Genomic DNA, 22,409 nt, shown 5'->3' on the forward strand with positions numbered 1-22,409 from the left:
CGGGCTCGCCGACGGTCAGGGGGTGAGGCGGTCCTCGTAGGCGGTGACGCCGGGGGAGCGGGCGTCGACCGGGAGGCGGCGTCCGGCCGCCGGGTCGTCGTAGAGCGTCCAGCGGAGGAAGTCGATGGTGGTGGCGAGCACCGGGTCGAAGCCGGGACGGCCCGGGATCAGGTACTCGCCGTGGCCCTGCCCGAGAACGCTCAGGAAGGCGGCCGGGCCGGTCGTGCGGTCGTACGCGGCCCGGCCGACGGCCACCGGCACGATCCGGTCGTCGGTGCCGTGCACGAAGAGCACCGGGGCGGTCGGCCCGGCGAAGCTTCCGGCCAGCCCACCCCCGGCGAGCACGATGCCGGCCCGCAGCCGGGCCGAGTGCCCGGCGGCGAACATGCCGGCGGTGGTGAAGCCGCCCGCCGAGTGCCCGGCGGCGGCGATCCGGGTCAGGTCCAGGTGCCCGGCGAGCGGGTCGGCACCCCCGGAGTCCAGCCGGAGCAGGTGCCGGACGACCCGCCAGGCGTCGGCGGGCTGGTGGCGTACGTCGGCGCGGTCGAACCGGACCGCGCCGCGCCGGGTGTGCGGGTAGGTGGGCGCGGCGACCACGAACCCGGCGGCGGCCCAGCGGGTGGTCAGGCCGGCGTGCAACTCCGGCAGGCTCTGCAGCCCGTGGCTGTAGACCACGAGGGGGAACCGCCCGTCCGCCACCGCACCGGCACGGGTCGGATACCACACGGTGACCGGCAGGGGTCGCGTCGCACGCGCGTCGATGGTGAACGTCCGCACCGCGACCGCGTACGTCCCGGTCGGTGCCGCACGGGCCGGCGCCGGTCGGTCGGTCGCGGCGGTGGCCGGGCCACAGCCGGCGACCAGCGCCGTCAGCAGCATCGCGACCAGCCGTCTTCCGCCCGGCGCAAGCCGCCCGGTGCCGCCGCGAAAGCCCCCGCCCCCCACGGGTCCACGGTAGGGGTCCACCGGGCCCGGGTGGCCCCGCCGTCCGGATCGGCTCCGCGCGCCACCCGGCCGGATCCGCCCGACCGGCCGGCCGGACCTCGCGCCACGCCGTGGACGGGTGGGGCAGACCTCGACCGGCTTCGCTATGGTCACCGGCATGCCTGAGAACTTCACCGACCCGAGCGGCAACACCGCGGCATTCCGCGCCTTCGCGAACCCCGCCGAGCCGGAGGCTCCGGCCGCCCCGTCCCGGACGCCGCTGCTCGTCGCCGTGGCCGTGGCCGTGGTCGCGGTGGTCCTCGTCGCCGTCGTCGTCTGGCTGGCCCTGAGCTGAGCCGCTGCACGGCCCCCGAGGCCCGCGGTCACGGGTCAGGCCACGGCCACCGCCCGGGCGGAACGGGCGATCTCGCGCTCCTCGTCGGTGCCGACCACGCAGACGGTGACCTCCGCGCCGTCCGGTGAGATGACACGGTCGCCGCTGCCCGCGTTGCGCTCCGGGTCCACGGCGATGCCGAGCCGCTCCAGCCCGGCCAGAGCGGCCGCACGTACCGGCGCGGCGTGCTCCCCGACGCCGGCCGTGAAGGTGACCGCGTCCACCCGGCCCAGCAGCGCGTAGTACGCCCCGACGTAGCCGGTGATCCGCCGGCAGTAGACGTCGAAGGCCAGCGCCGCGGCGGGATCGCCGTCGGCCCGTCGCGCCAGTACCTCCCGCATGTCGTTGGCGCCGGTCAGCCCGAGCAGGCCGCTGCGGTGGTTGAGCAGGTCGTCGATGTCGTCGACGCTCAACCCGCCCTCGCGGCGCAGGTGAAAGACCACCGTCGGGTCCACGTCGCCGCTGCGGGTGCCCATCACCAGGCCCTCCAGCGGGGACATGCCCATCGAGGTGGCCACGCTGCGGCCACCGGCGACCGCGCACGCGCTGGCCCCGTTGCCCAGGTGCAGGGTGATGGTGTTGACCTCGTCGTACGGTCGGCCGAGCAGGTCGGCGGTGCGCCGGGAGACGTACGCGTGCGAGGTGCCGTGGAAGCCGTACCGGCGGATGCCGTACCGCTGCGCGGTGTCCCGGTCGACGGCGTACGTGGCGGCGGCCTCCGGCAGGGTGGTGTGGAACGCGGTGTCGAAGACCGCGACCTGCGCGACGTCCGGCAACGCGGCCCGGGCGACCTCGATGCCGGCCAGGTTGGCCGGGTTGTGCAGCGGCGCGAGCGGCACCAGGTCGCGGATCGCGGCGAGCACCGCCTCGTCGATCAGGACGGGCTCCCCGAACAGCATCCCCCCGTGCACCACCCGGTGGCCGACGGCGGTGAGCCCGCTCAGGTCCAGCCCCTCCAGCACCTCACGGATGGCAACGGAGTGGTCGGCCGGCCCGCCGCCGGGCTCACCGATCCGCTCGACGGTGCCCTTGTCGACCCCCTCGTCACCGTCGTAGAGCCGCCACTTCACCGACGACGACCCGCAGTTCAGCACCAGCACCCGGTCGGCGGTCACGCGCCCTCCTCCGACGACGACGCGGCCTGGATGGCGGTGATGGCCACCGTGTTCACGATGTCCGGGACGGTGGCGCCCCGGGACAGGTCGTTCACCGGCCGGCGCAGGCCCTGCATCACCGGCCCCACGGCCAGCGCCCCGGCGGAGCGCTGCACGGCCTTGTACGTGTTGTTGCCGGTGTTGAGGTCCGGGAAGATGAAGACCGTCGCCCGGCCGGCGACCTCGCTCCCGGGCAGCTTGGTGGCCGCCACCGCCGGGTCGATCGCCGCGTCGTACTGGATCGGTCCCTCGACCAGCAGATCCGGTCGGCGCTCCCGCACCAGCAGGGTGGCCGCGGCGACCTTCTCCACGTCCGCGCCCGCGCCCGAGCTGCCGGTCGAGTACGACAGCATGGCGATCCGCGGCTCGATGCCGAAGCGGGCGGCGGTGTCCGCCGAGGAGATCGCGATGTCGGCGAGCTGGGCGGCGTCCGGGTCGGGGTTGACCGCGCAGTCGCCGTACACCAGCACCCGGTCGGCGAGCAGCATGAAGAAGACGCTGGAGGCGATGGAGACCTCCGGCACGGTCCGGATGATCTCGAAGGCGGGCCGGATGGTGGCGGCGGTGGTGTGGGTCGCGCCGGACACCATCCCGTCGGCGTGACCGCACTGCACCATCATCGTGCCGAAGTAGTTGGGCTGCGCCACGATGTCGTGGGCCAGGTCGACCGTGACGCCGCGGTGGGCACGCAGTCGTGCGTACGCGGCGGCGAACTCGTCCCGCCACTCGCTGGTGGCCGGGTCGACGACCCGCGCCCCACCGATGTCGATGCCCAGCTCGCGGGTGCGGCGGGTGATGTCGTCCGGCCGGCCGAGCAACGTCAGGTCGGCGACCCCCCGGCGCAGCAGGATCTCCGTGGCGCGCAGGATCCGCTCCTCGCCGCCCTCCGGCAGCACCAGGTGCCGGCGCTGCGCCCGCGCCCGGTCGAGCAGGTCGTACTCGAACATCAGCGGCGTGACCCGCTCCGAGCGGCTCACGCGCAGCCGGCGGGCCAGGTCGTCGGTGTCGACGCACCGTTCGAAGACGCCCAGCGCGGCCTCGACCTTGCGCGGGTTGGCGGCACTGGGACGGCCCTCGATCCGGCTGGACGCGGCCACCGTGTGGTAGCTGTCGCTGGTCACGGAGAGCACCGCCAGCCCCGTGTTCAGTCCCTCCACCAGCCGCATCGCCCGTGGATCGGGCTGCTCGCCGAGGGTGAGCACCAGCCCGGCCACCGACACCTGCCCGGCGACGTGCGCGGCACTCGCCGCGACCAGCAGGTCCGCCCGGTCGCCCGGGGTGATCACCAAAGCTCCCTCGGTGAGGTGGTCCAGCAGGGTCGGCACGTGTGCCGCGCCCACCACGTAGTCGAGCACGTCCCGGCTGAGCGCGGCCTCGTCCCCGGCCAGCAGGGTGGCGCCGAGGGCCGCGGCCACCTCGGCCACCGTCGGCGCCGACACGGTCGGGACCTCCGGGATGGCGTACGCGGGCACCGGCAGGTCGGGCAGCGTCATCGGCCCGGGTACGCGGTTGGCGATCACCGCCAGCACCGTCGCCCCCAGGTCCTCCAGGTCGTGGTACGCCCCGCGCGCCGCTGCGGCGATGGCCGCCGGCTCCTGTCCGAGGCCGTCGACCACCGGCACCACCACGCTGCCGAACTCGGTGGCCAGCCGGGCGTTGAAGGCCAGTTCACGGGGGCCGGCGCCGTCCCCGCCGTCGGCGAAGTCGCTGCCCACCACGACCACGGCCGGGCAGCGCCGCTCGATCTCGCGGTACCGGGCGACGATGCCGGAGATCAGCTCCTCCCGGCGGCCGTCCGCGACCAGGGCGGTCGCCTCGGCGTACGTGGTGCCGGACAGGTCGGCCGGTGGCAGGTCGACCCGGTAGCGGTCGCTGAGCAGGGCGAGGATGGGATCGGGCCCGTGCCCGCCGACCAACGGCCGGAACACCCCGATCCGTTCGACCTGCCGGGACAGCAGCTCCGCCAGGCCAAGGGCGACCGTCGACTTGCCCCCGCCGGACCCCACACTGGTCACATACACGCTCCGGGCCACGCACCCACCCTAGGAGATCGCAAAGCCCTCCGCCCGGGTCCTCCGCCCCGCACCTCGGCCGGGTGGTCCTACTCGTCGTCCTCGTCGTCGAGGCGGGCCAGGTAGGTGGCGAAGCGCTCGATCGGGGTCTCGAACTCGGGGTTCAGGTCGACGAAGTCGCGCAGGCGCTCGGCCAGCCACTCGATGCTGACCTGTTCGTCGCCCCGGCGCTCGACCAGTTCCTCGATGCCACGGTCGGTGAAGTACACGCGTACGTCCTTTCGATCTCCTGCCCGGCACGACGTCGGGGCAGGGACCGGCGTACGGTCCCTGCCCCGACTCCGGGCCTGCTCAGGTTACGGGCGGGGGAGGGCCGCCTCGATCAGCGCGGCCTGCTCCACCTCGTGCATCTTGGCGGAGCCGACCGCCGGGGCGGCCGCGGCCGGCCGGGAGATGCGGCGCAGCCGGACCTCGTCCAGGTGCTCCAGCAGGTTGAGCGCGACGAACGACCAGGCGCCCTGGTTGGCCGGCTCCTCCTGCACCCAGGCGTAGTCCTCGGCGTTCGGGTACTCGGCCAGCGCGGCCCGGATCTCCTCCACCGGCATCGGGTAGAGCTGCTCCATCCGGATGATCGCGGTGTCCGTGATGCCGCGGTCGGCCCGGGCCTGGAGCAGGTCGTAGTAGATCTTGCCCGAGCAGAGCAGCACCCGCTTCACCTGCTCCGGCGCCGGGGCGGCCGAGTCCGGCAGCACCGGCGCGAAGGTGCCGGTGGTGAAGTCCTCGACCGAGGAGACGCAGAGCTTGTGCCGCAGCAGCGACTTCGGCGTGAACACGACCAGCGGCTTGCGCTTCGGCGACAGGGCCTGGCGGCGCAGCAGGTGGAAGTAGTTCGCCGGGGTGGTCGGGATGGCCACCCGCATGTTGTCCTCGGCGCACATCTGGAGGAACCGCTCCGGCCGGCCGGACGTGTGGTCCGGGCCCTGACCCTCGTGGCCGTGCGGCAGCAGCAGGGTGACGGCGGAGCGCTGGCCCCACTTGACCTCGCCGGAGGAGATGAACTCGTCGATGACCGACTGGGCGCCGTTGACGAAGTCGCCGAACTGGGCCTCCCAGCAGACCAGCGCGTTGACGTTCTCCACCGAGTAGCCGTACTCGAAACCCATGGCCGCGTACTCGGACAGCAGCGAGTCGTGCACGAAGAACCGGGACCGCTCGCCGTCGCCGGTGAGCGAACTCAGCGGCAGGTAATCGTCGCCGGTCTTCGCGTCGACGACCGAGGCGTGCCGCTGCACGAACGTGCCACGGCGGGAGTCCTGACCGGCGAGCCGGACGGTGACCCCGTCGTGCAGCAACGAGCCGAGCGCGATGATCTCGCCGTAGCCCCAGTCGATGTTGCCCTCGACGGACATCTTGGCCCGGCGGTCGAGCAGCTGCTGGATCCGCTTGTGCGGGGTGAAGCCGTCCGGCAGGTTGACGTGCGCATCGCCGACGGCCCGGACGACCGAGGCGTCGATCGCGGTGTCGACCTGCGGCTCCGGCTCGTCCTCCCGCTTCGGGCGGCTGAGCTGGCGCGGCGTGGTGGCCGCGTCCCGGGTGGCCTTGAACACCCGCTCCAGCTGCGCCTGGTAGTCGCGCAGCAGCTCCTCCGCGTCCTCGACGGTGATGTCGCCGCGGCCGATCAGCTCCTCGGTGTAGAGCTTCCGCACCGAACGCTTCGAGTCAATGATCTTGTACATCTGCGGGTTGGACATCGACGGGTCGTCGCCCTCGTTGTGCCCGCGCCGGCGGTAGCAGACCATGTCGATCACGACGTCCTTGTTGAACGCCTGCCGGTACTCGAAGGCCAGCCGGGCGACCCGGACCACGGCCTCGGGGTCGTCACCGTTGACGTGGAAGATCGGTGCCTGGATCATCCGGGCCACGTCGGTGCTGTAGAGGCTGGACCGGCTGTACTCCGGGGCGGTGGTGAAGCCGACCTGGTTGTTGACCACCACGTGCACGGTGCCGCCGGTGCGGTAGCCGCGCAGCTGGGACAGGTTGAGCGTCTCGGCGACCACGCCCTGGCCGGCGAACGCCGCGTCACCGTGCACCGCCAGCGGCAGCACGGTGTAGCCCTCCAGCTTGAGGTCGATCCGGTCCTGCTTGGCCCGGACGATGCCCTCCAGCACCGGGTCGACGGCCTCCAGGTGCGACGGGTTCGCCACCAGGGAGACCTTGACCGCGTGCTCCCCGTCCGGGGTGGTGAACTTGCCGTTCTGGCCGAGGTGGTACTTCACGTCGCCGGAGCCCTGCGTCGAGCGCGGGTCCAGGTGCCCCTCGAACTCGGAGAAGATCTTCTCGTACGGCTTGCCGACGATGTTCGCCAGCACGTTGAGCCGGCCGCGGTGGGCCATGCCGATGACGACCTCGTCGAGCCCACCCTCGGCGGAGGCCTCCAGCACCTCGCCGAGCAGCGGGATCAGCGACTCCCCGCCCTCCAGCGAGAAGCGCTTCTGCCCGACGTACTTGGTCTGGAGGAAGGTCTCGAACGCCTCGGCGGCGTTGAGCCGGTTGAGGACGTGCTTCTGCTCGTCCGCCGACGGCTTCTCGTACTTGCGCTCGATCCGCTCCTGGATCCAGCGCCGCTCCTCCGGGTCCTGGATGTGCATGTACTCGATGCCGACCCGGCGGCAGTACGAGTCGCGCAGCACGCCGAGGATCTCGCGCAGCTTCATCCGCTGCTTGCCGGCGAAGCCGTTCACCGGGAACTCGCGGTCCAGGTCCCACAGGGTCAGCCCGTGCTGGAGGACGTCCAGGTCCGGGTGCTTGCGGATCTTGAACTCCAGCGGGTCGGTGTCGGCCATCAGGTGGCCGCGCACCCGGTACGCGTGGATCAGCTCGTGCACCCGGGCCGTCTTGTTGATCTGGCCCTCGTTGTTGACCGCCACGTCCCGCATCCAGCGCACCGGCTCGTACGGGATGCGCAGCGACGTGAAGATCTGGTCGTAGAAGTTGTGCTCGCCGAGCAGCAGCTCGTGCATGACCTTCAGGAACTCGCCGGACTGCGCGCCCTGGATGATCCGGTGATCGTACGTGCTGGTCAGCGTGATGACCTTGCTGACCGCCAGCTCGGCGAGGGTGGCCTCGGACATGCCCTGGTAGGGGGCCGGGTACTCCATGGCGCCGACGCCGATGATCGCGCTCTGCCCCTGCATCAGGCGCGGCATCGAGTGCACCGTGCCGATGCCGCCGGGGTTGGTCAGCGAGATCGTGGTGCCGGAGTAGTCCTCCATGGTCAGCTCGTTGCGGCGGGCGCGCCGGACCACGTCCTCGTACGCCTGCCAGAACTGCCGGAAGTCCATCTGCTCGCAGGCCTTGATGGACGGGACCACCAGGTTGCGCGTGCCGTCCGGCTTGGTGAGGTCGATGGCGATGCCCAGGTTGACGTGCTCCGGGCGGATCATCACCGGCTTGCCGTCGACCTCCGCGTAGGAGTTGTTCATCTCCGGGTGGGCGACCAGGGCCCGGACCAGCGCGTACCCGATCAGGTGGGTGAAGCTGACCTTGCCGCCACGGCCACGCGCGAGGTGGTTGTTGACCACGATGCGGTTGTCGACCAGCAGCTTGGCCGGGACGGCGCGCACGCTGGTCGCGGTGGGCACGCTCAGCGAGGCGTCCATGTTCTGGACGATCTTCGCGGCGACGCCGCGCAGCGGCGTGGTCTGCGGGCCACCGGCGGTCGGCGCGGTCTGCTTCGCGGCGGGCTTGGCCGGGGCGGCCTTCGCGGGCGCGGGCTTCGCCGGGGCGGCCTTCGCGGGCGCGGCGGCGGCCGGCTTGGCGGCGGGCTGCGCCGGCTTCGGCTCGGGCTTCTTCTCCGGGGCCTTCGGAGCGGTCTGGGCGACGCCGGCGGCCGGCTCCGGCTGGCCGTCGGGCTGCGGCTTCGCCGGCGTGGCGGCGGTCTTCTCGGCCCCGCGCGGGGTGGCGGCGCCCGGCGCCGGCCGGTAGTCGGCGAAGAAGTCGTGCCAGGCCGGGTCGACGCTGGCGGGGTCGGCGAGGTAGCGCTGGTACATCTCCTCGACGATCCACTCGTTCGGGCCGAAACCCGCCAGTGGGTTCTCCTGCGAAGTCTGCTGGGTCGACACGGCCGGTAATCGCCTCTTTCACGCGGGTTTGTGTGTCACGCGGTCCCCGGCGACACCGCACCTGCCGGCGCGCACGGGTCGGATCCCAGGCTACGCCGTGCGGATGCCGGCGGCATTTCCGCCTCCGTTGCGTGGTCCGTTTCACAGAAGATGCCAGAAGTTCGGTAAACGCTGCGTGTTCCGTCAACTGCTGCTAACGCCCGACCTGTTCCCGGCGCCCACCTCGCCGGCGGCCGACGTGGCGGTCGACCGCGTACGGCCCGGACGGGGGCGGTGCCACGTGCACCGCCCCCGTCGCCAAACCGGATCAGGAGATGTCGCGCCGCCGCACCATGAGCGTGCCGACCACGCCGGCGACCAACGCATACCCGATCAGCACCGCCGCACCCGCCCACTGGGGCGGGTTGCCGGGGATTCCGTCGGTGCCGGTCACCATCAGCGACGAGGCCAGCGACGGCACCGCGAGCTGGAGCTTGTTGATCCAGTCGCCGTACCGTTCCGCGAGCACCGAGATGATGATCACCGCGCCGATCGAGCCGCCCAGGTAGAGCAGGATCCCGGTGACGGTCGCGCCGATCTGGCTGCGGATCAGCACACCGAGGCCGACACCGAGGATCGCCCACAACAGGTAGGCCAGCCCGTTGAGGCCGACCGCCTCCCAGACGGCACCGCTGTAGCTGGGATCGAGGCCGATCCCGCCCAGCACCGCCGCTCCGGCGAGCAGGTTGGCGGCCGTCGTCACCAGCCAGAAGAGCACCCCGAGGGCGGCCGCGGCGACCAGCTTGGCGAGCATCACCGCGGTGCGGTGCGGCACGGTGAGGAACGTGGTGGTCACGGTCTGGTGGAAGAACTCGCTGGTCACCACGATGATGCCGAGCAGCATCACCATCATCAGACCGAAGAACTGACCGTTGGTGAAGAGGTTCGCGGCCACGGCCTCCGGTTGCGAGACCGCCTCGATGGTGGCGGCCTGATCCTCCGGTGCCTCGGCCATGTTCCCGTTCACCAGCGCGTCGGACTGGAGGTAGTTGAAGAACAGCGTGATGCCCCAGAGCGGCAGGTAGATCAGCGCCAGGATCCACCAGGTGCTGGTGGTGCGGATCTTGAGCAGCTCGGATCGGACCAGGTTCATCGGATGCCCGCCTTTCCGGCCGTCAGCTCCAGGAAGACCCCTTCGAGGTCGGGCCGTTCCGTGGTGAGTTCGTGCAGTTCCACACCGGCGGCCAGGGCGGCCCGGCCGACGGTCGGCGCGTCCACGCCGCCGACCAGCAGGACACCCTGCTCGTCGACGTCGACCGTGGCCGAGGTGTCGCGCAGGGCGCTGGTCAGCTTGTCGGCCTGCGGGGTGCGGACCCGCACCCGGACGCCCTGTGCCATCGACCCGATCACCTCCTCGACGGTGCCCTGGCGGACCAGCTTCCCGCCGGCGATGATCACCACGTCGTCGGCGAGGAGCTGCATCTCCGACAGCAGGTGACTGGAGACCAGCACCGTCCGCCCCTCGTGGGCGAGGCCCTTGAGGAACCCGCGCATCCACCGGATGCCCTCCGGGTCCAGGCCGTTGGCCGGCTCGTCCAGGATCAGCACCCGGGGATCGCCGAGCATGGCCGCGGCGATGCCGAGTCGCTGCTTCATGCCGAGCGAGTAGCCCTTGAACTTGCGCTTCGCCGCCGGGGTCAGCCCGACCAGGGCCAGCGCCTCGTCGGCCCGGGCCTTCGGCAGGCCGGCCGCCGCGCAGATCACCCGCAGGTGGTTGATCCCGGTGCGGCCCTTGTGCGCGCTGGACGCCTCCAGCACCGCGCCGACGTGCCGCAGCGGGTCGGTGAGGTCCGCGTACCGGTGCCCGCCGATCGTCGCCGTGCCGGCCGTCGGGGTGACCAGGTTGAGCAGCATGCGCAGGGTGGTCGTCTTGCCGGCACCGTTCGGGCCCAGGAAGCCGGTGACCCGGCCGGGCTCGACGGTGAACGACAGGTCGTCGACCGCCCGGACGGTCTTGTACTGCTTCGAGAGGCCGGACACCACGATCTGGCCGTCGCTGGTGGGGCTTCGCTGCCCGTCAGACATCGTTCTCCTTTTCTCGGGTGACGTCGGGGTACGCCGCCGCCCAGCCTTGCCGGGCTGCGCAGCCGGGTCAATTCACGGACGGAGTCACCGCGATCCAGGTGGCCCGGGCCCAGGCGAGGAGGGCGCCGTCCGGCGCGTACAGGCTGGTGTGCACGGCGGCCTTGCGGCCCTCGGCGCCGACCAGGGCGGCGGTCACGACGCACTCGTCGCCGGCGGTCGGCAGGTCCGCGACCACGGCGGCGATCCGGCCCAGGACGTACGGCCGCCCGGGCGCGATCACCGACCAGCCGCCGGGGCAGTCCAACGCCGCCCACACCAGCGGGCCGGTCACCGGCGCGGGCACCGTGAACGGCGCGGCGGTACGCCCGTCGGTCAGCCGCCCCGGGAAGATCCGCAACCCGTCGGCGCGGTCGGGACCGCAGACGTAGCAGCCGGGAAACGGGTGGTCCACCAGACCGGGGTACGCCGCGGCGGCGGCCCGGGCGGTGGCGAGGTCCACCGGCGGCACCACCGACCGGAACTCCGGCACCGGCCGTACCTGCGCGACGAGGGTGCCGTCCGGGTCGTGGACCTCTCCGTCGGACAGGGTCAGCGGGGTCCGCAGCGGTGGCGGCCGGCGCAGCGTCACCTCGACCGGCCCCGGACCGCCGGCCGCGGTGGCGAAGACGCCCGCGCTCCAGCCGCCGTTGCCCGAGCCGGGAGGCCCGTTGTGGCCGGACTCGATGATCATCCAAACCTCCGCAGCCGCGCCCGGCCCGATCGCCGGTGCGTCGCAGGCAGCTTCGCATGTCGCAGTACCGGCGCGTACGCCCGGTGGCGAGCCGCCGACCGGCGTTCACCCGATCGACACTCCTCATCCCGACCCCCGGCAACCCAGGCCCCCTACACAGTTCCCATGGCCGTTCTGCACGCCGCTGGCGCATCCCTGACGACCAGCGGATACACCCTGCTGATCGCCGACGACCCGACCCAGGTCGCGGCCGCGCAACGCCTGCGCCACGAGGTGTTCGCCACCGAGCTCGGCGCCACCCTGCGCCCGGCCGCCCCGGGCCTGGACGCCGACCACATCGACCCCCACTGCGACCACCTGATCGTGCGCCACGACGGCACCGGGGACGTCGTCGGCACGTACCGGCTGCTGCCGCCGGGCCGCACCGACCGGCGGTACTCGGCGGACGAGTTCGACCTGGGACCGCTCGACGCGCTGCGCGACGACCTGGTCGAGGCGGGCCGGTCCTGCGTGCACCCGGACCACCGCTTCGGCGCCGTCATCAACCTGATGTGGGCCGGCATCATCCGGTACCTGCACCTGCGCGGGTCGCGCTGGCTCGGCGGCTGCGCCTCGGTACCGGTCGCCGACGGCGGGCGGGCGGCGGCCGAGGTGTGGGCCCTGGCGCGGGAGCAGCACCTCGCGCCGCCGCCGCTGCGTCTCCGTCCGCTGCGGCCGTGGTTCGCCGAGCCGGAGGTGCCCGGGGCGGAGACCGCCGTCGGGGGCGCCGAGGGCCGGGCGCTGGTGCCGCCGCTGCTCCGCGGCTACCTGCGCCTGGGTGCGTGGGTCTGCGGCGAGCCGACGTACGACCCGGACTTCGGCACGGCCGACTTCTACGTGCTGTTCTCGCTGGACCGGATGAACCCCCGCTACCTGCGGCACTTCCTGGGCGGGGCCGAGCGGTGACCGCCGTCGCGTACGACCTGTGGCGGCCCACCTCCGGGTGCGGCGCGGCCTGCCTGCCCGCCTCCGGCGCGGTACCCGGCGTGCCGGCCGCCGTACGGGCCGGCCGGCTGGCGGCGGTGCTCGGCATGCTGGTCGCCGGCACCGGCCTGGCGCTGCTGCTGCCGCTGCTGCCGTCCCGGGAGCGGCACGCGGCCGTACGCGGCTGGGCGCGGCTCACCGCCCGCGCCTTCGGCGTGCGGGTGGTCGTCCAGGGCCGGCTGCCCCGGCGGCGTGCGCTGCTGGTCGCGAACCACGAGTCCTGGCTGGACGTCCTCGCCGTGCTCGCCGTCGCGCCGGCCCGGATGATCGCCAAGAGCGAGGTCCGGGCCTGGCCGCTGATCGGTCAGCTCGCGGGTGCCGCCGGCACGGTCTTCGTGGACCGGGGTCGCCCCCGGGACCTGCCGGTCATGGTCGGGCGGGTGGCCGAGGCGCTCCGCTCCGGCCGGTCGGTCGCGGTCTTTCCGGAGGGGACGACGTGGTGCGGGGACGGCGGTGCGTGCCGGCCCGGCGGCGGTTTCCGGCCGGCCGTGTTCCAGGCGGCCATCGACGGCGGCGCTCCGGTCGTGCCGTTGCGGATCGCGTACCGCTGCGCCGCCACCGGCGTGGGGACGACGACGGCGGCCTTCGTCGGTGAGGAGAACCTGTGGCGGTCGGTGCGTCGCGTCCTGGCCGCCCGGCGCCTGGTGGTCGAGGTGACCGTGGCCGCCGCCCTGCACCCGGCCCGCGACGCCGACCGGCGGATGCTCGCCCGGGCCGCCGAGTCCGCCGTCCACCTGGTGCCGTCGCCGACCGGCGCGGTACCTGCCCGGTTCCGCCCGACGTCTCAGCCGGCCCCGGTCGCCCTGTCGGTGACGCCGCCGCCACCCGCGTGGTCGCCACCCGCCGGTGCCGCGGTGGGCACCGAGCCGGCCCGGGAGCTCGATCTGGCCGCCTGACGCGACACCCTTGTCATATCGCGATGTATCGCGTTACCGTCAGCCCGTCGACGCGCTCCCCTGAGCGCGTCACCGAGGGGAGGACCCGTGACGCACCGGATCGTCGACGACCCGCAGCGGCTGACCCTGGACGGGCCCGTCGACCGGCTGGACGTGCGACTGCTCAGCGGCCGGCTCAACGTGGTGGCCACCGGCGGCCCGACCCGGGTCGACGTGACCCGGGTCGGCCGACGGCCGGTGCACGTCGAGCACCGGGACGGCCGACTCGTGGTCCGGCAGGAGCACTCCCGAGGCTGGACGGAGTTCCTGCGGCGGCTGGGCCCGCTCGCCCGGTGGCCGCGGGTGGACATCTCCGTCGCGGTTCCCGCCGACGTCGCCGCCGACCTGGTCCTGGTCGACGGCTCCCTGGTGGCGTCGGGGCTGAGCGGTGCGGCCCGGGTCGAGGTGACGGCCGGCCGGATCACCCTGAGGGGGCTGCGCGGGCGGACCACCGCGAAGATCACCGCCGGTGCGGTCGAGGCGCTCGGCGTGGCCGGTGAGCTCGACCTGCGAACGGTCTCCGGCGAGGTGACCCTCGCCGACAGCACGGCCGGACACGTCCGTGCGCAGACCGTCTCGGGCGCGATCACCTGCGATCTGGACAATCCTCGTGACAGCGACATCCACCTCACCACCATCTCCGGCGGCATCACCGTCCGGGTCCGCGAGGACAGCGACCTGACCGTCCGCCTGCACACCACCTCCGGTCGGGTCACCAGCGGCTTCCCGCACCTGCGCGCGGAGGGCGGCCTCCCCGTGCTGCGCACCAGCGAGGGGGTGCTCGGCACCGGTGCGGGTAAGCTCTGGGCCTCCGCCACCTCGGGCAGCATCGCGCTGCTCGCCCGCCCGGTGGACGTCGACGAGGAGAGGGAGCTGCCGTGACGGCCGTGTTCAGTCACGGGCGGCTCCGGCTCTACCTGCTCAAGCTCCTCGACGACGGGCCCCGGCACGGCTACGAGCTGATCCGCCTGCTGGAGGAGCGCTTCCTCGGCCTGTACGCGCCCAGCGCGGGCACCATCTACCCCCGGCTGCAACGGCTGGAGGGCGACGGGTTGGTGACCCACACCGCCGCGGGCGGCCGGAAGGTCTACGAGATCACCGACGCCGGCCGGGCGGAGCTGCGCCAGCGGGCCGACGAGCTGACCACGCTGGAGTCGGACATCACCGCCTCGGTGCAGGACCTCTCCGCCCTGGCCGGCGAGATCCGCAGCGAGGTGCGTGGCTCCGTCCGCGACCTCAAACGGGAGCTGCGGGAGGCGACCCGCCAGACCCGGCGTACGCGCTGGGCGCCGCCCGCGCCCGGCCCGGTCCCCCCTCCCGCCCCGGGGCCGGCCGCGTCCGACGACGAGCGACTGCTGGCCGAGTTCGACCGGCGGCTGGCCGCGTTCGGCACCGAGGTGAGCGCGTTGGTGCGGGCCCGTCGACTCACCGACCCGCAGCTGCGGACCGCGATCCGGCTGCTCGACGGTGCGCTCGACGGGCTGCGCCGGCTGCTGCGCTGACGACCGCAGCCGGTTCACAGGTTCTTTCCAGCGCCCGCCCAGCGCGGGTGCAGAGAGAGCGCGGATGATGGGCCCATGGCCGCTATCCAGACCGAGGCGCGACTGCTCGTCGTCGAGGACGATCCCAACATCCTCGAACTCCTCTCCGCGAGCCTCCGGTTCGCCGGGTTCGACGTGGCCACCGCGACCAGCGGCAGCGCCGCACTCAACGCGGCCAAGGACCACCGGCCCGACCTGGTGGTGCTCGACGTGATGCTGCCCGACCTGGACGGCTTCGAGGTCATCCGGATGCTCCGCGAGGGCGGCACGCGTACGCCGGTGGTGTTCCTGACCGCCCGGGACGCGACCGACGACAAGATCCGCGGGCTGACCCTGGGCGGCGACGACTACGTCACCAAGCCGTTCAGCCTGGAGGAGTTGACCGCCCGGATCCGGGCGGTGCTGCGACGCACCAGCAGCGGGGAGACGGCGCCCTCACGGCTCACCTTCGCCGATCTGGAGCTGGACGAGGAGACCCACGAGGTGCACCGGGCCGGGCAGCGGGTGCAGCTCTCGCCGACCGAGTTCAAGCTGCTGCGCTACCTCATGCTGAACGCGAACCGGGTGCTCTCCAAGGCGCAGATCCTCGACCACGTGTGGAACTACGACTTCCGCGGCGACGACAACATCGTCGAGTCGTACATCTCCTACCTGCGCCGCAAGGTCGACAACACCCAGCCCCGGCTGATCCACACCCTGCGCGGGGTCGGGTACGTCCTGCGCAAGCCGGCGGCGTGACCCCGGTCGAGCAGGCGAAGTCCAAGCTGCGCGGAGTACCGCTCCGGGTCAAGCTGGTCGCCTCGGTCCTCGCCCTGGTCTCCGGTGCGCTGCTGGTCATCAGCGTGTCCACGACGTTCTTCCTGCGCAGCTACCTGGTGGGCCAGGTCGACGAGGACCTGCGACTGGCGGAGCGGACGATCAGCCGAGCCGTCGAGATGCTCAACGAGGGGCAGCAGGCGCGGTTCGGCCTGCCCACCGACTTCATCGTCCTGGCGGTGGTGGAGGGCCGGCCCAAGGCCGGCCACTTCAACTCGGACCTGCGCTCGGAGGACCTGCCTCCGTCCCCGCAGTCCGAGGAGGGCTTCGCGGAGCTTGTTGGCGAGCCCATCACCGTCCGGTCCCAGGACGGTCACAGCCGCTGGCGGATGCTCTACACCCGGCTGCCCAACGGGCAGCTGGCCGCCGTCGGGCAGCACCTCACCGACGTGGACCTGGCGGTCAAGCGACTGGTGTGGATCGACGTCGTGGCCGGCACCTCGGTGCTGTTCCTGCTCGCGTCGATCGGCGCGGCGGTCGTCCGGACCAGCCTCAAGCCCCTGGTGGAGATCGAACAGACCGCGGCGGCCATCGCCGGCGGTGACCTCAGCCGGCGGGTGCCCGACCCGGAGGAGGGGAAGGAGTGCGCCACCTCCGAGCTGGGCCGGTTGTCCCGGGCGCTGAACGCCATGCTGACCCAGATCGAGGCCGCCTTCACCGCCCGCGCCGCCTCCGAGGCCGCCGCCCGGTCCGCCGAGGTCACCGCCCGCGACGCCGCCGGCTCCGCCCGGGCCGCCGAGGCGCGGGCCCGACGGTCCGAGGAGCGCATGCGCCAGTTCGTCGCGGACGCCTCGCACGAGCTGCGGACCCCGCTGACCACCATCCGGGGCTTCGCCGAGCTGTACCGGCAGGGCGCGGCCCGCGCTCCCGAACAGACCGCCGACCTGCTGCGCCGCATCGAGGACGAGGCGGCCCGGATGGGCCTGCTGGTCGAGGACCTGCTCCTGCTGGCCCGGCTGGACCGGGAACGGCCGGTCACGCTCGCCCCCGTGGAGCTGCCGGTACTCGCCAGCGACGCCGTCGAAGCCGCCCGGGTGATGGCGCCCGAGCGGCGGATCGAGCTGGACATCGAGCCGGGCTCCGGCCCACTCGTCGTGCACGGCGACGACGCCCGCCTGCGCCAGGTGATCGGCAACCTGATGACCAACGCGCTCACCCACACCCCGACGGACGCCACGGTGACCCTGCGGCTGCGCAGCGAGCCGGGGAACCTGGCCGTGGTGGAGGTCGCCGACACCGGGCCGGGTCTGTCCCCCGAGCAGGCCGAACGGGTCTTCGAGCGCTTCTACCGGGCGGACGCCGCGCGTACCCGCCGAGCCGGCGGCGTCACCGGCACCGGGCTGGGCCTGGCGATCGTCGCCGCGCTGGTCGCCGCCCACCACGGCACCGTCGAGGTGACCGGAACGCCGGGCGGGGGAGCGACGTTCCGCGTCCGCCTGCCGTTGGCGCCCGATCCCGAGCTCGACGACGGCGAGTGACTTTCAGAAAACGTCCAGGCAGGTTCCAGGCGCATCGCAGTGGCAGGAGAGAGGGTGGTCCCATGACCGAGTACGAGTCCGACCCGCAGCGCCGGCCGGCCCCCTCCGACGCCGAGCCGTCGCACCCCACCGCCGAGCTGCCTCGCGTCGAGCGCGCGCAGTCCGACTCCGGCCCCGCCGCCCCGGGCACCGGTCCCGCCGCCGACGGCGGGACCACCGACGCGGCCCGGACCGTCGAGGTCCAGGCGGTCGATGACGGCTTCCCCCGTACGTCCGAGGCCGGCCCGGCCACCGGTGGCGCCGCCACCCCCGACGCGCCCCGCGCCGGCGAGGGCCACGGCGGGCCCGTCGCGGCCCCCTACCCGGCTCCCGGACAGCAGCACCCGGGGCAGGCGCACCCGTTCGGCCAGTACGGCCACCCGGTCCATCCCGGCCAGCCGCAGGCGGGCCGGTGGCCGGCCGGCCCCTGGTACCCGGGCCCCCAGCCCGGCTGGAGCGGCGGGGGTCAGCCGGGGTACGGCCAGCCGCAGCATCCGGGTCAGCACCACGCCGGCCAGTCGATGCCCCCGTGGGCGCAGCAGGCGCGCCCGCACGACCCGCGGCCGGGACGGATCGCCAAGGTCGCCGGCGCCGGTGTCGCCGTACTGGCCCTGATGTTCGGCTCGGGCGTCGCCGGTGGTGCGCTCGCGCTCGCCGTGGGCGGCAACTCGAGCATCACCCGCACCTACTCCGCCGCGCCGGTCATCAACAGTGAGGACCTGCCGGGCATCGCCGCGTCGGTGCAGCCCAGCGTGGTTTCGATCGCCACCGACAACGGTGAGGGTTCCGGCGTGATCCTGACCGCCGACGGCTACGTGCTCACCAACAACCACGTCATCGCGTCGGCCGGCGGCGGCAGCGTCCGGGTGATCTTCGCGGACGGCAAGACCGCCGAGGCGCGGATCGTCGGCACCGACCCGAAGACCGACCTCGCCGTCCTGAAGGCGTCCGGCGTGAGCGACCTCAAACCGGCCACGTTCGGCGACAGCGACGGCATGCAGGTCGGCGACCAGGTGCTCGCCCTGGGCAGCCCGCTGGGCCTCCAGGGGTCGGTCACCGCCGGCATCCTCAGCGCTCGGGACCGGACCATCCAGGCCGGCAGCGGCCAGCAGCAGGACCCGCGACAGGGCGCCACCTCGATCGCCGGGCTGCTCCAGACCGACGCGCCGATCAACCCCGGCAACTCCGGCGGTGCCCTGGTCAACACCCGGGGCGAGGTCATCGGCATCAACACCGCGATCGCCACCGCCGGGCAGGGCAGCAGCGGCAACATCGGCGTCGGCTTCGCCATCCCGAGCAACAAGGCCAAGGACGTGTCCGGCAAGTTGCAGCGCGGCGAGAAGGTCAGCCACCCGTCGCTCGGCGTCAGCGTCAACGGGGCCGAGGGCGGCGGTGCGCTGGTCGCCGCCGTCGCACCGGGCAGCGCCGCCGAGAAGGCCGGCCTCCAGCGCGGCGACGTGATCACCCGGTTCGGCGACAAGGTGATCAACGACTCGGACGACCTCGTCGGTGCCGTGCAGGCCGGTGCGGTGGGCGACCGGGTCGAGGTGACCTACAAGCGGAACGGGAACGAATCCACGGCAACCGTGACGCTCGCCGAAGCGTCCTAGAGGTACCTGAGACCTTCCTCCTCCCTTCAGCGGCGGGTGGTGGAGCCAAGGGGGTTGGCTCCACCGCCCGCCGCTCAACTCCCCACGACGGCGGTTCACCCGGTACGGGTGAACCGCCGTCACCCGTACCGGCGGCACCCTCGGCACAGCGACCGACGGGAGGGTGCGATGACCACGGCGCTGCAGACCGACGCGCGCATCCAGCGGGAGGTGCGGGACGAGCTGGCCTGGGACCCCCGGGTGCGGCCGGACGAGATCGGGGTGTCCGTCGTCGACGGCGTGGTGACGCTCACCGGCCGGGTCGACGGGTACGCCCGCCGGTGGGCCGCGCGGGGCTGCGCGCAGCGCGTACGCGGCGTGCGGGCGGTCGCCGACGACATCGAGGTACGCCTGCCCGGTGACACCGGACGCACCGACTCGGACATCGCGATCGCGGCGAGCAGGGCGCTGGACTGGGACAGCTTCGTGCCCGCCGAGCGCCTCGACGTCACGGTCGCCAACGGGTGGGTGGTGCTCCGGGGGGAGGTCGAGTTCGGCTGGCAGCGCCGGACCGCCGAGCACGAGCTGCGCCGGCTGGGCGGCGTACGCGGGGTGACGAACCTGGTGGAGGTCCGACCCGCCGCCCCGGTCGACGGCGAGCGGACCCGCCGGGACGTGCAGCGGGCGCTCCTGCGCGGGATCGGCACCGAGCGGGTGACCGTCGAGGTGGACGGCGACACGGTCGTCCTGAGCGGCGTCGTCCGCTCCTGGTGGGAACGCGAACAGGCGGAACGCGTCGCCTGGTCGGCCGAGGGGGTGCGGGCGGTCCGGGACGAGCTTCTCGTCGGCGGCTGAGCGTCCGGTCGGGGCCGCGTGTAGCGCAGCCGCCACCGGGAACCCGCTGCCGACGCCTGTGGACGAAGGGAAGGACCCCTGTGGCCGTGCACCTTCCGGACGACCGCTCGGCGGGACGGCCGTTGCGGATCGCGATGGTGGTCCCACCCTGGCTGTCGGTGCCCCCGCCCGGTTACGGCGGGCTGGAGACGGTGGTGGCGGGCCTGGTGGACGCCCTGGTCGCGCGGGGCCACGCGGTGACACTCTTCGGTGCCGGGAACGTCCACGGCACCGCCGCCGACTTCGTGTCGACCGTGCCCGACCTCCAGTACGGGCGGCTCGGCGAAGCACTGCCGGAGCTGGCCCACGTGGCCCGGGTCAACCACCTGGTGGGCCCGGCCGACTTCGACGTGATCCACGACCACACCACGGTCGGCCCGCTGGTGGCCGGCCGGCGGGCGGTGCCGACCGTGGCGACGGTGCACGGCAACCCGGTGGGCGAGTACGGCGCCGTGCTCAGCGACACCGACCGCGGGGTCGGCCTGGTCGCGGTCTCGCACGCCCAGCGCCGGCTGAACCCGCGGCTGCCCTGGGTCGGCACCGTCCACAACTCGATGGACACCACGGGCATCCCGCACAAGGACCGGCCGAGCCGGGGGCCGGTGCTGTGGCTGGCCCGCTTCAGCCCGGACAAGGGCCCGGACATCGCCATCCGCGCCTGTCGGGCCGCCGGGCTGCCGTTGGTGCTCGCCGGCAAGTGCAACGAGCCGGCCGAGCGACGCTACTACGAGCAGGTGATCCGGCCGATGGTCGACGAGGACGTCACCGTCGTGCTCGACGCCGACCGGGAGGCCACCCTGCGCCTGCTGGTCGAGGCCCGCTGCCTGATCATGCCGCTCCAGTGGGAGGAGCCGTTCGGGATGGTGATGGTGGAGGCGATGGCGGCCGGTACCCCGGTCGTCGCGCTCAACCGGGGCGCCGTACCGGAACTGGTCCGCCCCGGTGTGACCGGCCTGATCTGCTCCACCGCCGACGAGCTGCCGTCGGCGCTGCGCGCGGCCGGCCGCCTCGACCCCACGGACTGCGTCGCGCACGTCGCGGAGAACTTCTCCACCGACCGTACCGCGGCCGGCTACGAGGCCGTGTACCGGCGGTTCACCGTCGGCGCCGCCCACCCCGCCCGTGCCCGCGAGCCGGTCCGCGTGGCACTCCGCTGACCGGGCGGCGGGTCAGAGCCGGGCCTCGCCCAGGGCCGTGACCGCGTCGTCCAGGCGGTCGGCGTACGCCTGGTTGATCGCGCCCTCGCGCAGGCGGACCGCGACCTTGTCGCGTAGCCGGGCCACCCGCTGCGCCACGTCACCGCGCCCGCCGCGGGCTGCCTCGGTCAGGTTGCGCAGCTCGTTGCGGAGGTCCAGGCCCACGTCGGAGCGGATGCCGCCGTCGTCCAGACCGGCGCCGATCAGCCCGTCGAGGCGGCTCGCCGCCGCCACGAAGGTGTCCCCGGTGGACGGTGTCGGAGTCGGCACGGGAGGCTGGATCGAGGTCGCCGCCGGGTCCGGCGTGCCGGACGGCGGATCGTCGGTGGACACGCCCGGTGACGCCGGTGCCCCGGTCGCCGGCCCGGTCGGGGGCAGGGCGTCGCCCGGGTCGGGCTCGTCCCGCCACACGGCGGGTGTCAGCAGCGCCGCGCCGACCACCAGCACCACCGGCACCACCAGGACCGGCCGGGGCAGGCCGGGGCGCCGGTGCCGGGGGCGGCCCGGCGCGTCGGCGGGTGCCGCTCCTCCGGCCGTCGGCTCGATCGGGGCCGGCGGTCCGTCTCCGGCCGTCGGGCCGGTCCGGGCCGGCGTTCCGTCTCCGGCCGCCGCCGGTCGTGGGATCGGGGACAGCGCGGCGGCGACTTGGCGGGCGGTCGGGCGCTCGGCCGGGTTCCGGGAAAGGCAGCGCAGGCAGATGTCGGCCACCTCCGGTGGCAGGCCCGGCACCTCGACCCGGGTCGGTGGGCCGTCGTCGGCCAGCGCCGCGCTGAGCTGCTCCCAGGTGTCCGCCGGGTACGGCACCCGCCCGGTGAGCGCCTCGTGCAGCAGCACGCCCAGCGAGTAGATGTCGGTGGCGGGCTGCGCCGGCGCACCGTCGAGCCGTTCCGGGGCCACGTACGCCGGGGTGCCGAAGGTCTCGCCGTCCTCGTCCTCGTCCGGCGCGCCGATCCGGGTGGCGATGCCGAAGTCGAGCACCTTCGCGCCGGCCGGCGTCATCATCACGTTGGACGGGGTGATGTCCCGGTGGACGATGCCGAGTCGGTGCGCGGCGGCCAGCGCGTCGGCCACCTGCGCGCCGATCCGCACCGCCTCCTGCCACGGCAGCGGACCCTCGGTGAGCCGCAGCTCCAGCTCCTCGCCGACCAACAACTCCATGACCACGAACGACATGATCGTGCCGTCCGGGGCGACCGTCTCGCCGTAGTCGTGTACCGACGTCACGTGCGGATGGACCAGCTTGGCGGCCGACCGGGCCTCGGCGCGGACCATGTCCCGGAACCGGGCGTCCGCCGCGAGCGACGGTGCGAGCACCTTCAGCGCGACGCTGCGGTCCAGCACCTCGTCACGGGCACGCCAGATCACCGACATCCCGCCGGCACCGATCTGGTCGACGAGCCGGTATCGGTCGGCCAGCAACCGGCCGGGACGCAGCGCTGGCTTCACGTTTCGCACCTGCCTCGGGGGGTGGGAGCGCTATCAGGTTGCGGGACCGTTTC

The 22,409-nt window shown here is 73.6% G+C and carries 19 protein-coding genes; 10 read left to right on the forward strand and 9 right to left on the reverse strand.

Annotation, left to right across the window (positions count from 1 at the left end; translation table 11 throughout):
• Window positions 1-15: 15 nt before the first annotated feature.
• Window positions 16-879, reverse strand: a complete 864-nt coding sequence (locus tag ACTMSW_RS23025; protein ID WP_441182740.1) for an alpha/beta hydrolase family protein — start codon at window positions 877-879, stop codon at window positions 16-18.
• A 223-nt stretch (window positions 880-1,102) separates the two neighbouring features.
• On the opposite strand from ACTMSW_RS23025, the gene ACTMSW_RS23030 reads away from it, so the two are divergent.
• On the forward strand, window positions 1,103-1,279 hold the full coding sequence (locus ACTMSW_RS23030) for a hypothetical protein (protein ID WP_441182741.1): 177 nt from the start codon (window positions 1,103-1,105) through the stop codon (window positions 1,277-1,279).
• 35 nt (window positions 1,280-1,314) lie between these two features.
• Here ACTMSW_RS23030 and ACTMSW_RS23035 read toward each other — a convergent pair whose 3' ends face one another.
• The 7 genes from ACTMSW_RS23035 to ACTMSW_RS23065 form a co-directional block, all read right to left on the reverse strand.
• Window positions 1,315-2,433, reverse strand: a complete 1,119-nt coding sequence (locus ACTMSW_RS23035) for an acetate kinase (RefSeq protein WP_441182742.1) — start codon at window positions 2,431-2,433, stop codon at window positions 1,315-1,317.
• The gene (gene pta, locus ACTMSW_RS23040) at window positions 2,430-4,505 is read right to left on the reverse strand and encodes a phosphate acetyltransferase (protein WP_441182743.1); all 2,076 of its coding nucleotides are present in this window, start codon (window positions 4,503-4,505) and stop codon (window positions 2,430-2,432) included. The genes ACTMSW_RS23035 and pta overlap by 4 nt, the downstream gene beginning before the upstream one ends.
• 68 nt (window positions 4,506-4,573) lie before the next feature.
• Complete coding sequence (locus ACTMSW_RS23045) at window positions 4,574-4,753, reverse strand: DUF6104 family protein (RefSeq protein ID WP_441182744.1); 180 nt, start codon at window positions 4,751-4,753, stop codon at window positions 4,574-4,576.
• 87 nt (window positions 4,754-4,840) lie between these two features.
• Window positions 4,841-8,605, reverse strand: coding sequence for a multifunctional oxoglutarate decarboxylase/oxoglutarate dehydrogenase thiamine pyrophosphate-binding subunit/dihydrolipoyllysine-residue succinyltransferase subunit (locus ACTMSW_RS23050; RefSeq protein WP_441182745.1), 3,765 nt, complete (start codon window positions 8,603-8,605; stop codon window positions 4,841-4,843).
• A 307-nt stretch (window positions 8,606-8,912) separates the two neighbouring features.
• Window positions 8,913-9,737 carry an ABC transporter permease gene (locus tag ACTMSW_RS23055; protein ID WP_441182746.1) on the reverse strand — a complete coding sequence of 275 codons (825 nt, stop codon included), beginning with the start codon at window positions 9,735-9,737 and terminating at the stop codon, window positions 8,913-8,915.
• The gene (locus ACTMSW_RS23060; protein WP_441182747.1) at window positions 9,734-10,669 is read right to left on the reverse strand and encodes an ABC transporter ATP-binding protein; all 936 of its coding nucleotides are present in this window, start codon (window positions 10,667-10,669) and stop codon (window positions 9,734-9,736) included. Before ACTMSW_RS23060 ends, ACTMSW_RS23055 begins: the two co-directional genes overlap by 4 nt.
• A gap of 67 nt (window positions 10,670-10,736) precedes the next feature.
• Window positions 10,737-11,399 carry a hypothetical protein gene (locus ACTMSW_RS23065; RefSeq protein WP_441182748.1) on the reverse strand — a complete coding sequence of 221 codons (663 nt, stop codon included), beginning with the start codon at window positions 11,397-11,399 and terminating at the stop codon, window positions 10,737-10,739.
• Between the two features lie 165 nt (window positions 11,400-11,564).
• Here ACTMSW_RS23065 and ACTMSW_RS23070 point away from each other — a divergent pair, with 165 nt between their 5' ends.
• The 9 genes from ACTMSW_RS23070 to ACTMSW_RS23110 all read left to right on the forward strand — a co-directional run bounded on the left by ACTMSW_RS23070 (window position 11,565) and on the right by ACTMSW_RS23110 (window position 20,871).
• A complete protein-coding gene (locus ACTMSW_RS23070; protein WP_441182749.1) occupies window positions 11,565-12,344 on the forward strand; it encodes a GNAT family N-acetyltransferase in 780 nt (259 codons plus the stop codon).
• Window positions 12,341-13,318 (forward strand): lysophospholipid acyltransferase family protein, encoded by a 978-nt coding sequence (locus ACTMSW_RS23075; protein ID WP_441182750.1) that lies wholly within the window; start codon window positions 12,341-12,343, stop codon window positions 13,316-13,318. Before ACTMSW_RS23070 ends, ACTMSW_RS23075 begins: the two co-directional genes overlap by 4 nt.
• 87 nt (window positions 13,319-13,405) lie before the next feature.
• Window positions 13,406-14,239: a DUF4097 family beta strand repeat-containing protein gene (locus ACTMSW_RS23080; RefSeq protein ID WP_441182751.1), complete on the forward strand. Its 834-nt coding sequence runs from the start codon at window positions 13,406-13,408 to the stop codon at window positions 14,237-14,239.
• Complete coding sequence (locus ACTMSW_RS23085) at window positions 14,236-14,859, forward strand: PadR family transcriptional regulator (RefSeq protein WP_441182752.1); 624 nt, start codon at window positions 14,236-14,238, stop codon at window positions 14,857-14,859. The genes ACTMSW_RS23080 and ACTMSW_RS23085 overlap by 4 nt, the downstream gene beginning before the upstream one ends.
• Window positions 14,860-14,934: 75 nt before the next feature.
• On the forward strand, window positions 14,935-15,636 hold the full coding sequence (locus tag ACTMSW_RS23090) for a response regulator transcription factor (protein ID WP_441182753.1): 702 nt from the start codon (window positions 14,935-14,937) through the stop codon (window positions 15,634-15,636).
• Window positions 15,633-17,192: a HAMP domain-containing sensor histidine kinase gene (locus ACTMSW_RS23095; RefSeq protein ID WP_441182754.1), complete on the forward strand. Its 1,560-nt coding sequence runs from the start codon at window positions 15,633-15,635 to the stop codon at window positions 17,190-17,192. The genes ACTMSW_RS23090 and ACTMSW_RS23095 overlap by 4 nt, the downstream gene beginning before the upstream one ends.
• Window positions 17,193-17,254: 62 nt before the next feature.
• A complete protein-coding gene (locus ACTMSW_RS23100) occupies window positions 17,255-18,841 on the forward strand; it encodes a trypsin-like peptidase domain-containing protein (protein ID WP_441182755.1) in 1,587 nt (528 codons plus the stop codon).
• Window positions 18,842-19,009: 168 nt separating this feature from the next.
• Window positions 19,010-19,675, forward strand: a complete 666-nt coding sequence (locus ACTMSW_RS23105; RefSeq protein WP_441182756.1) for a BON domain-containing protein — start codon at window positions 19,010-19,012, stop codon at window positions 19,673-19,675.
• A 134-nt stretch (window positions 19,676-19,809) separates the two neighbouring features.
• Entirely contained in the window at window positions 19,810-20,871 is a 1,062-nt protein-coding gene (locus tag ACTMSW_RS23110; RefSeq protein WP_441182781.1) for a glycosyltransferase family 4 protein, read from the forward strand.
• Window positions 20,872-20,883: 12 nt separating this feature from the next.
• On the opposite strand, the gene ACTMSW_RS23115 is transcribed toward ACTMSW_RS23110, so the two are convergent.
• Window positions 20,884-22,356 carry a protein kinase domain-containing protein gene (locus tag ACTMSW_RS23115; protein ID WP_441182757.1) on the reverse strand — a complete coding sequence of 491 codons (1,473 nt, stop codon included), beginning with the start codon at window positions 22,354-22,356 and terminating at the stop codon, window positions 20,884-20,886.
• Window positions 22,357-22,409 lie beyond the last annotated feature (53 nt).

Source organism: Micromonospora sp. BQ11 (assembly GCF_052068135.1).
Classification (GTDB): domain Bacteria; phylum Actinomycetota; class Actinomycetes; order Mycobacteriales; family Micromonosporaceae; genus Micromonospora.

Bases quoted from the DNA above. Each gene is read 5' to 3' on its own strand.
- ACTMSW_RS23025 (WP_441182740.1), bottom strand. From the start codon at position 879: ATGCTGCTGACGGCGCTGGTCGCCGGCTGTGGCCCGGCCACCGCCGCG.
- ACTMSW_RS23030 (WP_441182741.1), top strand. From the start codon at position 1,103: ATGCCTGAGAACTTCACCGACCCGAGCGGCAACACCGCGGCATTCCGC.
- ACTMSW_RS23055 (WP_441182746.1), bottom strand. From the start codon at position 9,737: ATGAACCTGGTCCGATCCGAGCTGCTCAAGATCCGCACCACCAGCACC.
- ACTMSW_RS23060 (WP_441182747.1), bottom strand. From the start codon at position 10,669: ATGTCTGACGGGCAGCGAAGCCCCACCAGCGACGGCCAGATCGTGGTG.
- ACTMSW_RS23065 (WP_441182748.1), bottom strand. From the start codon at position 11,399: ATGATCATCGAGTCCGGCCACAACGGGCCTCCCGGCTCGGGCAACGGC.
- ACTMSW_RS23070 (WP_441182749.1), top strand. From the start codon at position 11,565: ATGGCCGTTCTGCACGCCGCTGGCGCATCCCTGACGACCAGCGGATAC.
- ACTMSW_RS23090 (WP_441182753.1), top strand. From the start codon at position 14,935: ATGGCCGCTATCCAGACCGAGGCGCGACTGCTCGTCGTCGAGGACGAT.
- ACTMSW_RS23100 (WP_441182755.1), top strand. From the start codon at position 17,255: ATGACCGAGTACGAGTCCGACCCGCAGCGCCGGCCGGCCCCCTCCGAC.
- ACTMSW_RS23105 (WP_441182756.1), top strand. From the start codon at position 19,010: ATGACCACGGCGCTGCAGACCGACGCGCGCATCCAGCGGGAGGTGCGG.
- ACTMSW_RS23110 (WP_441182781.1), top strand. From the start codon at position 19,810: ATGGTGGTCCCACCCTGGCTGTCGGTGCCCCCGCCCGGTTACGGCGGG.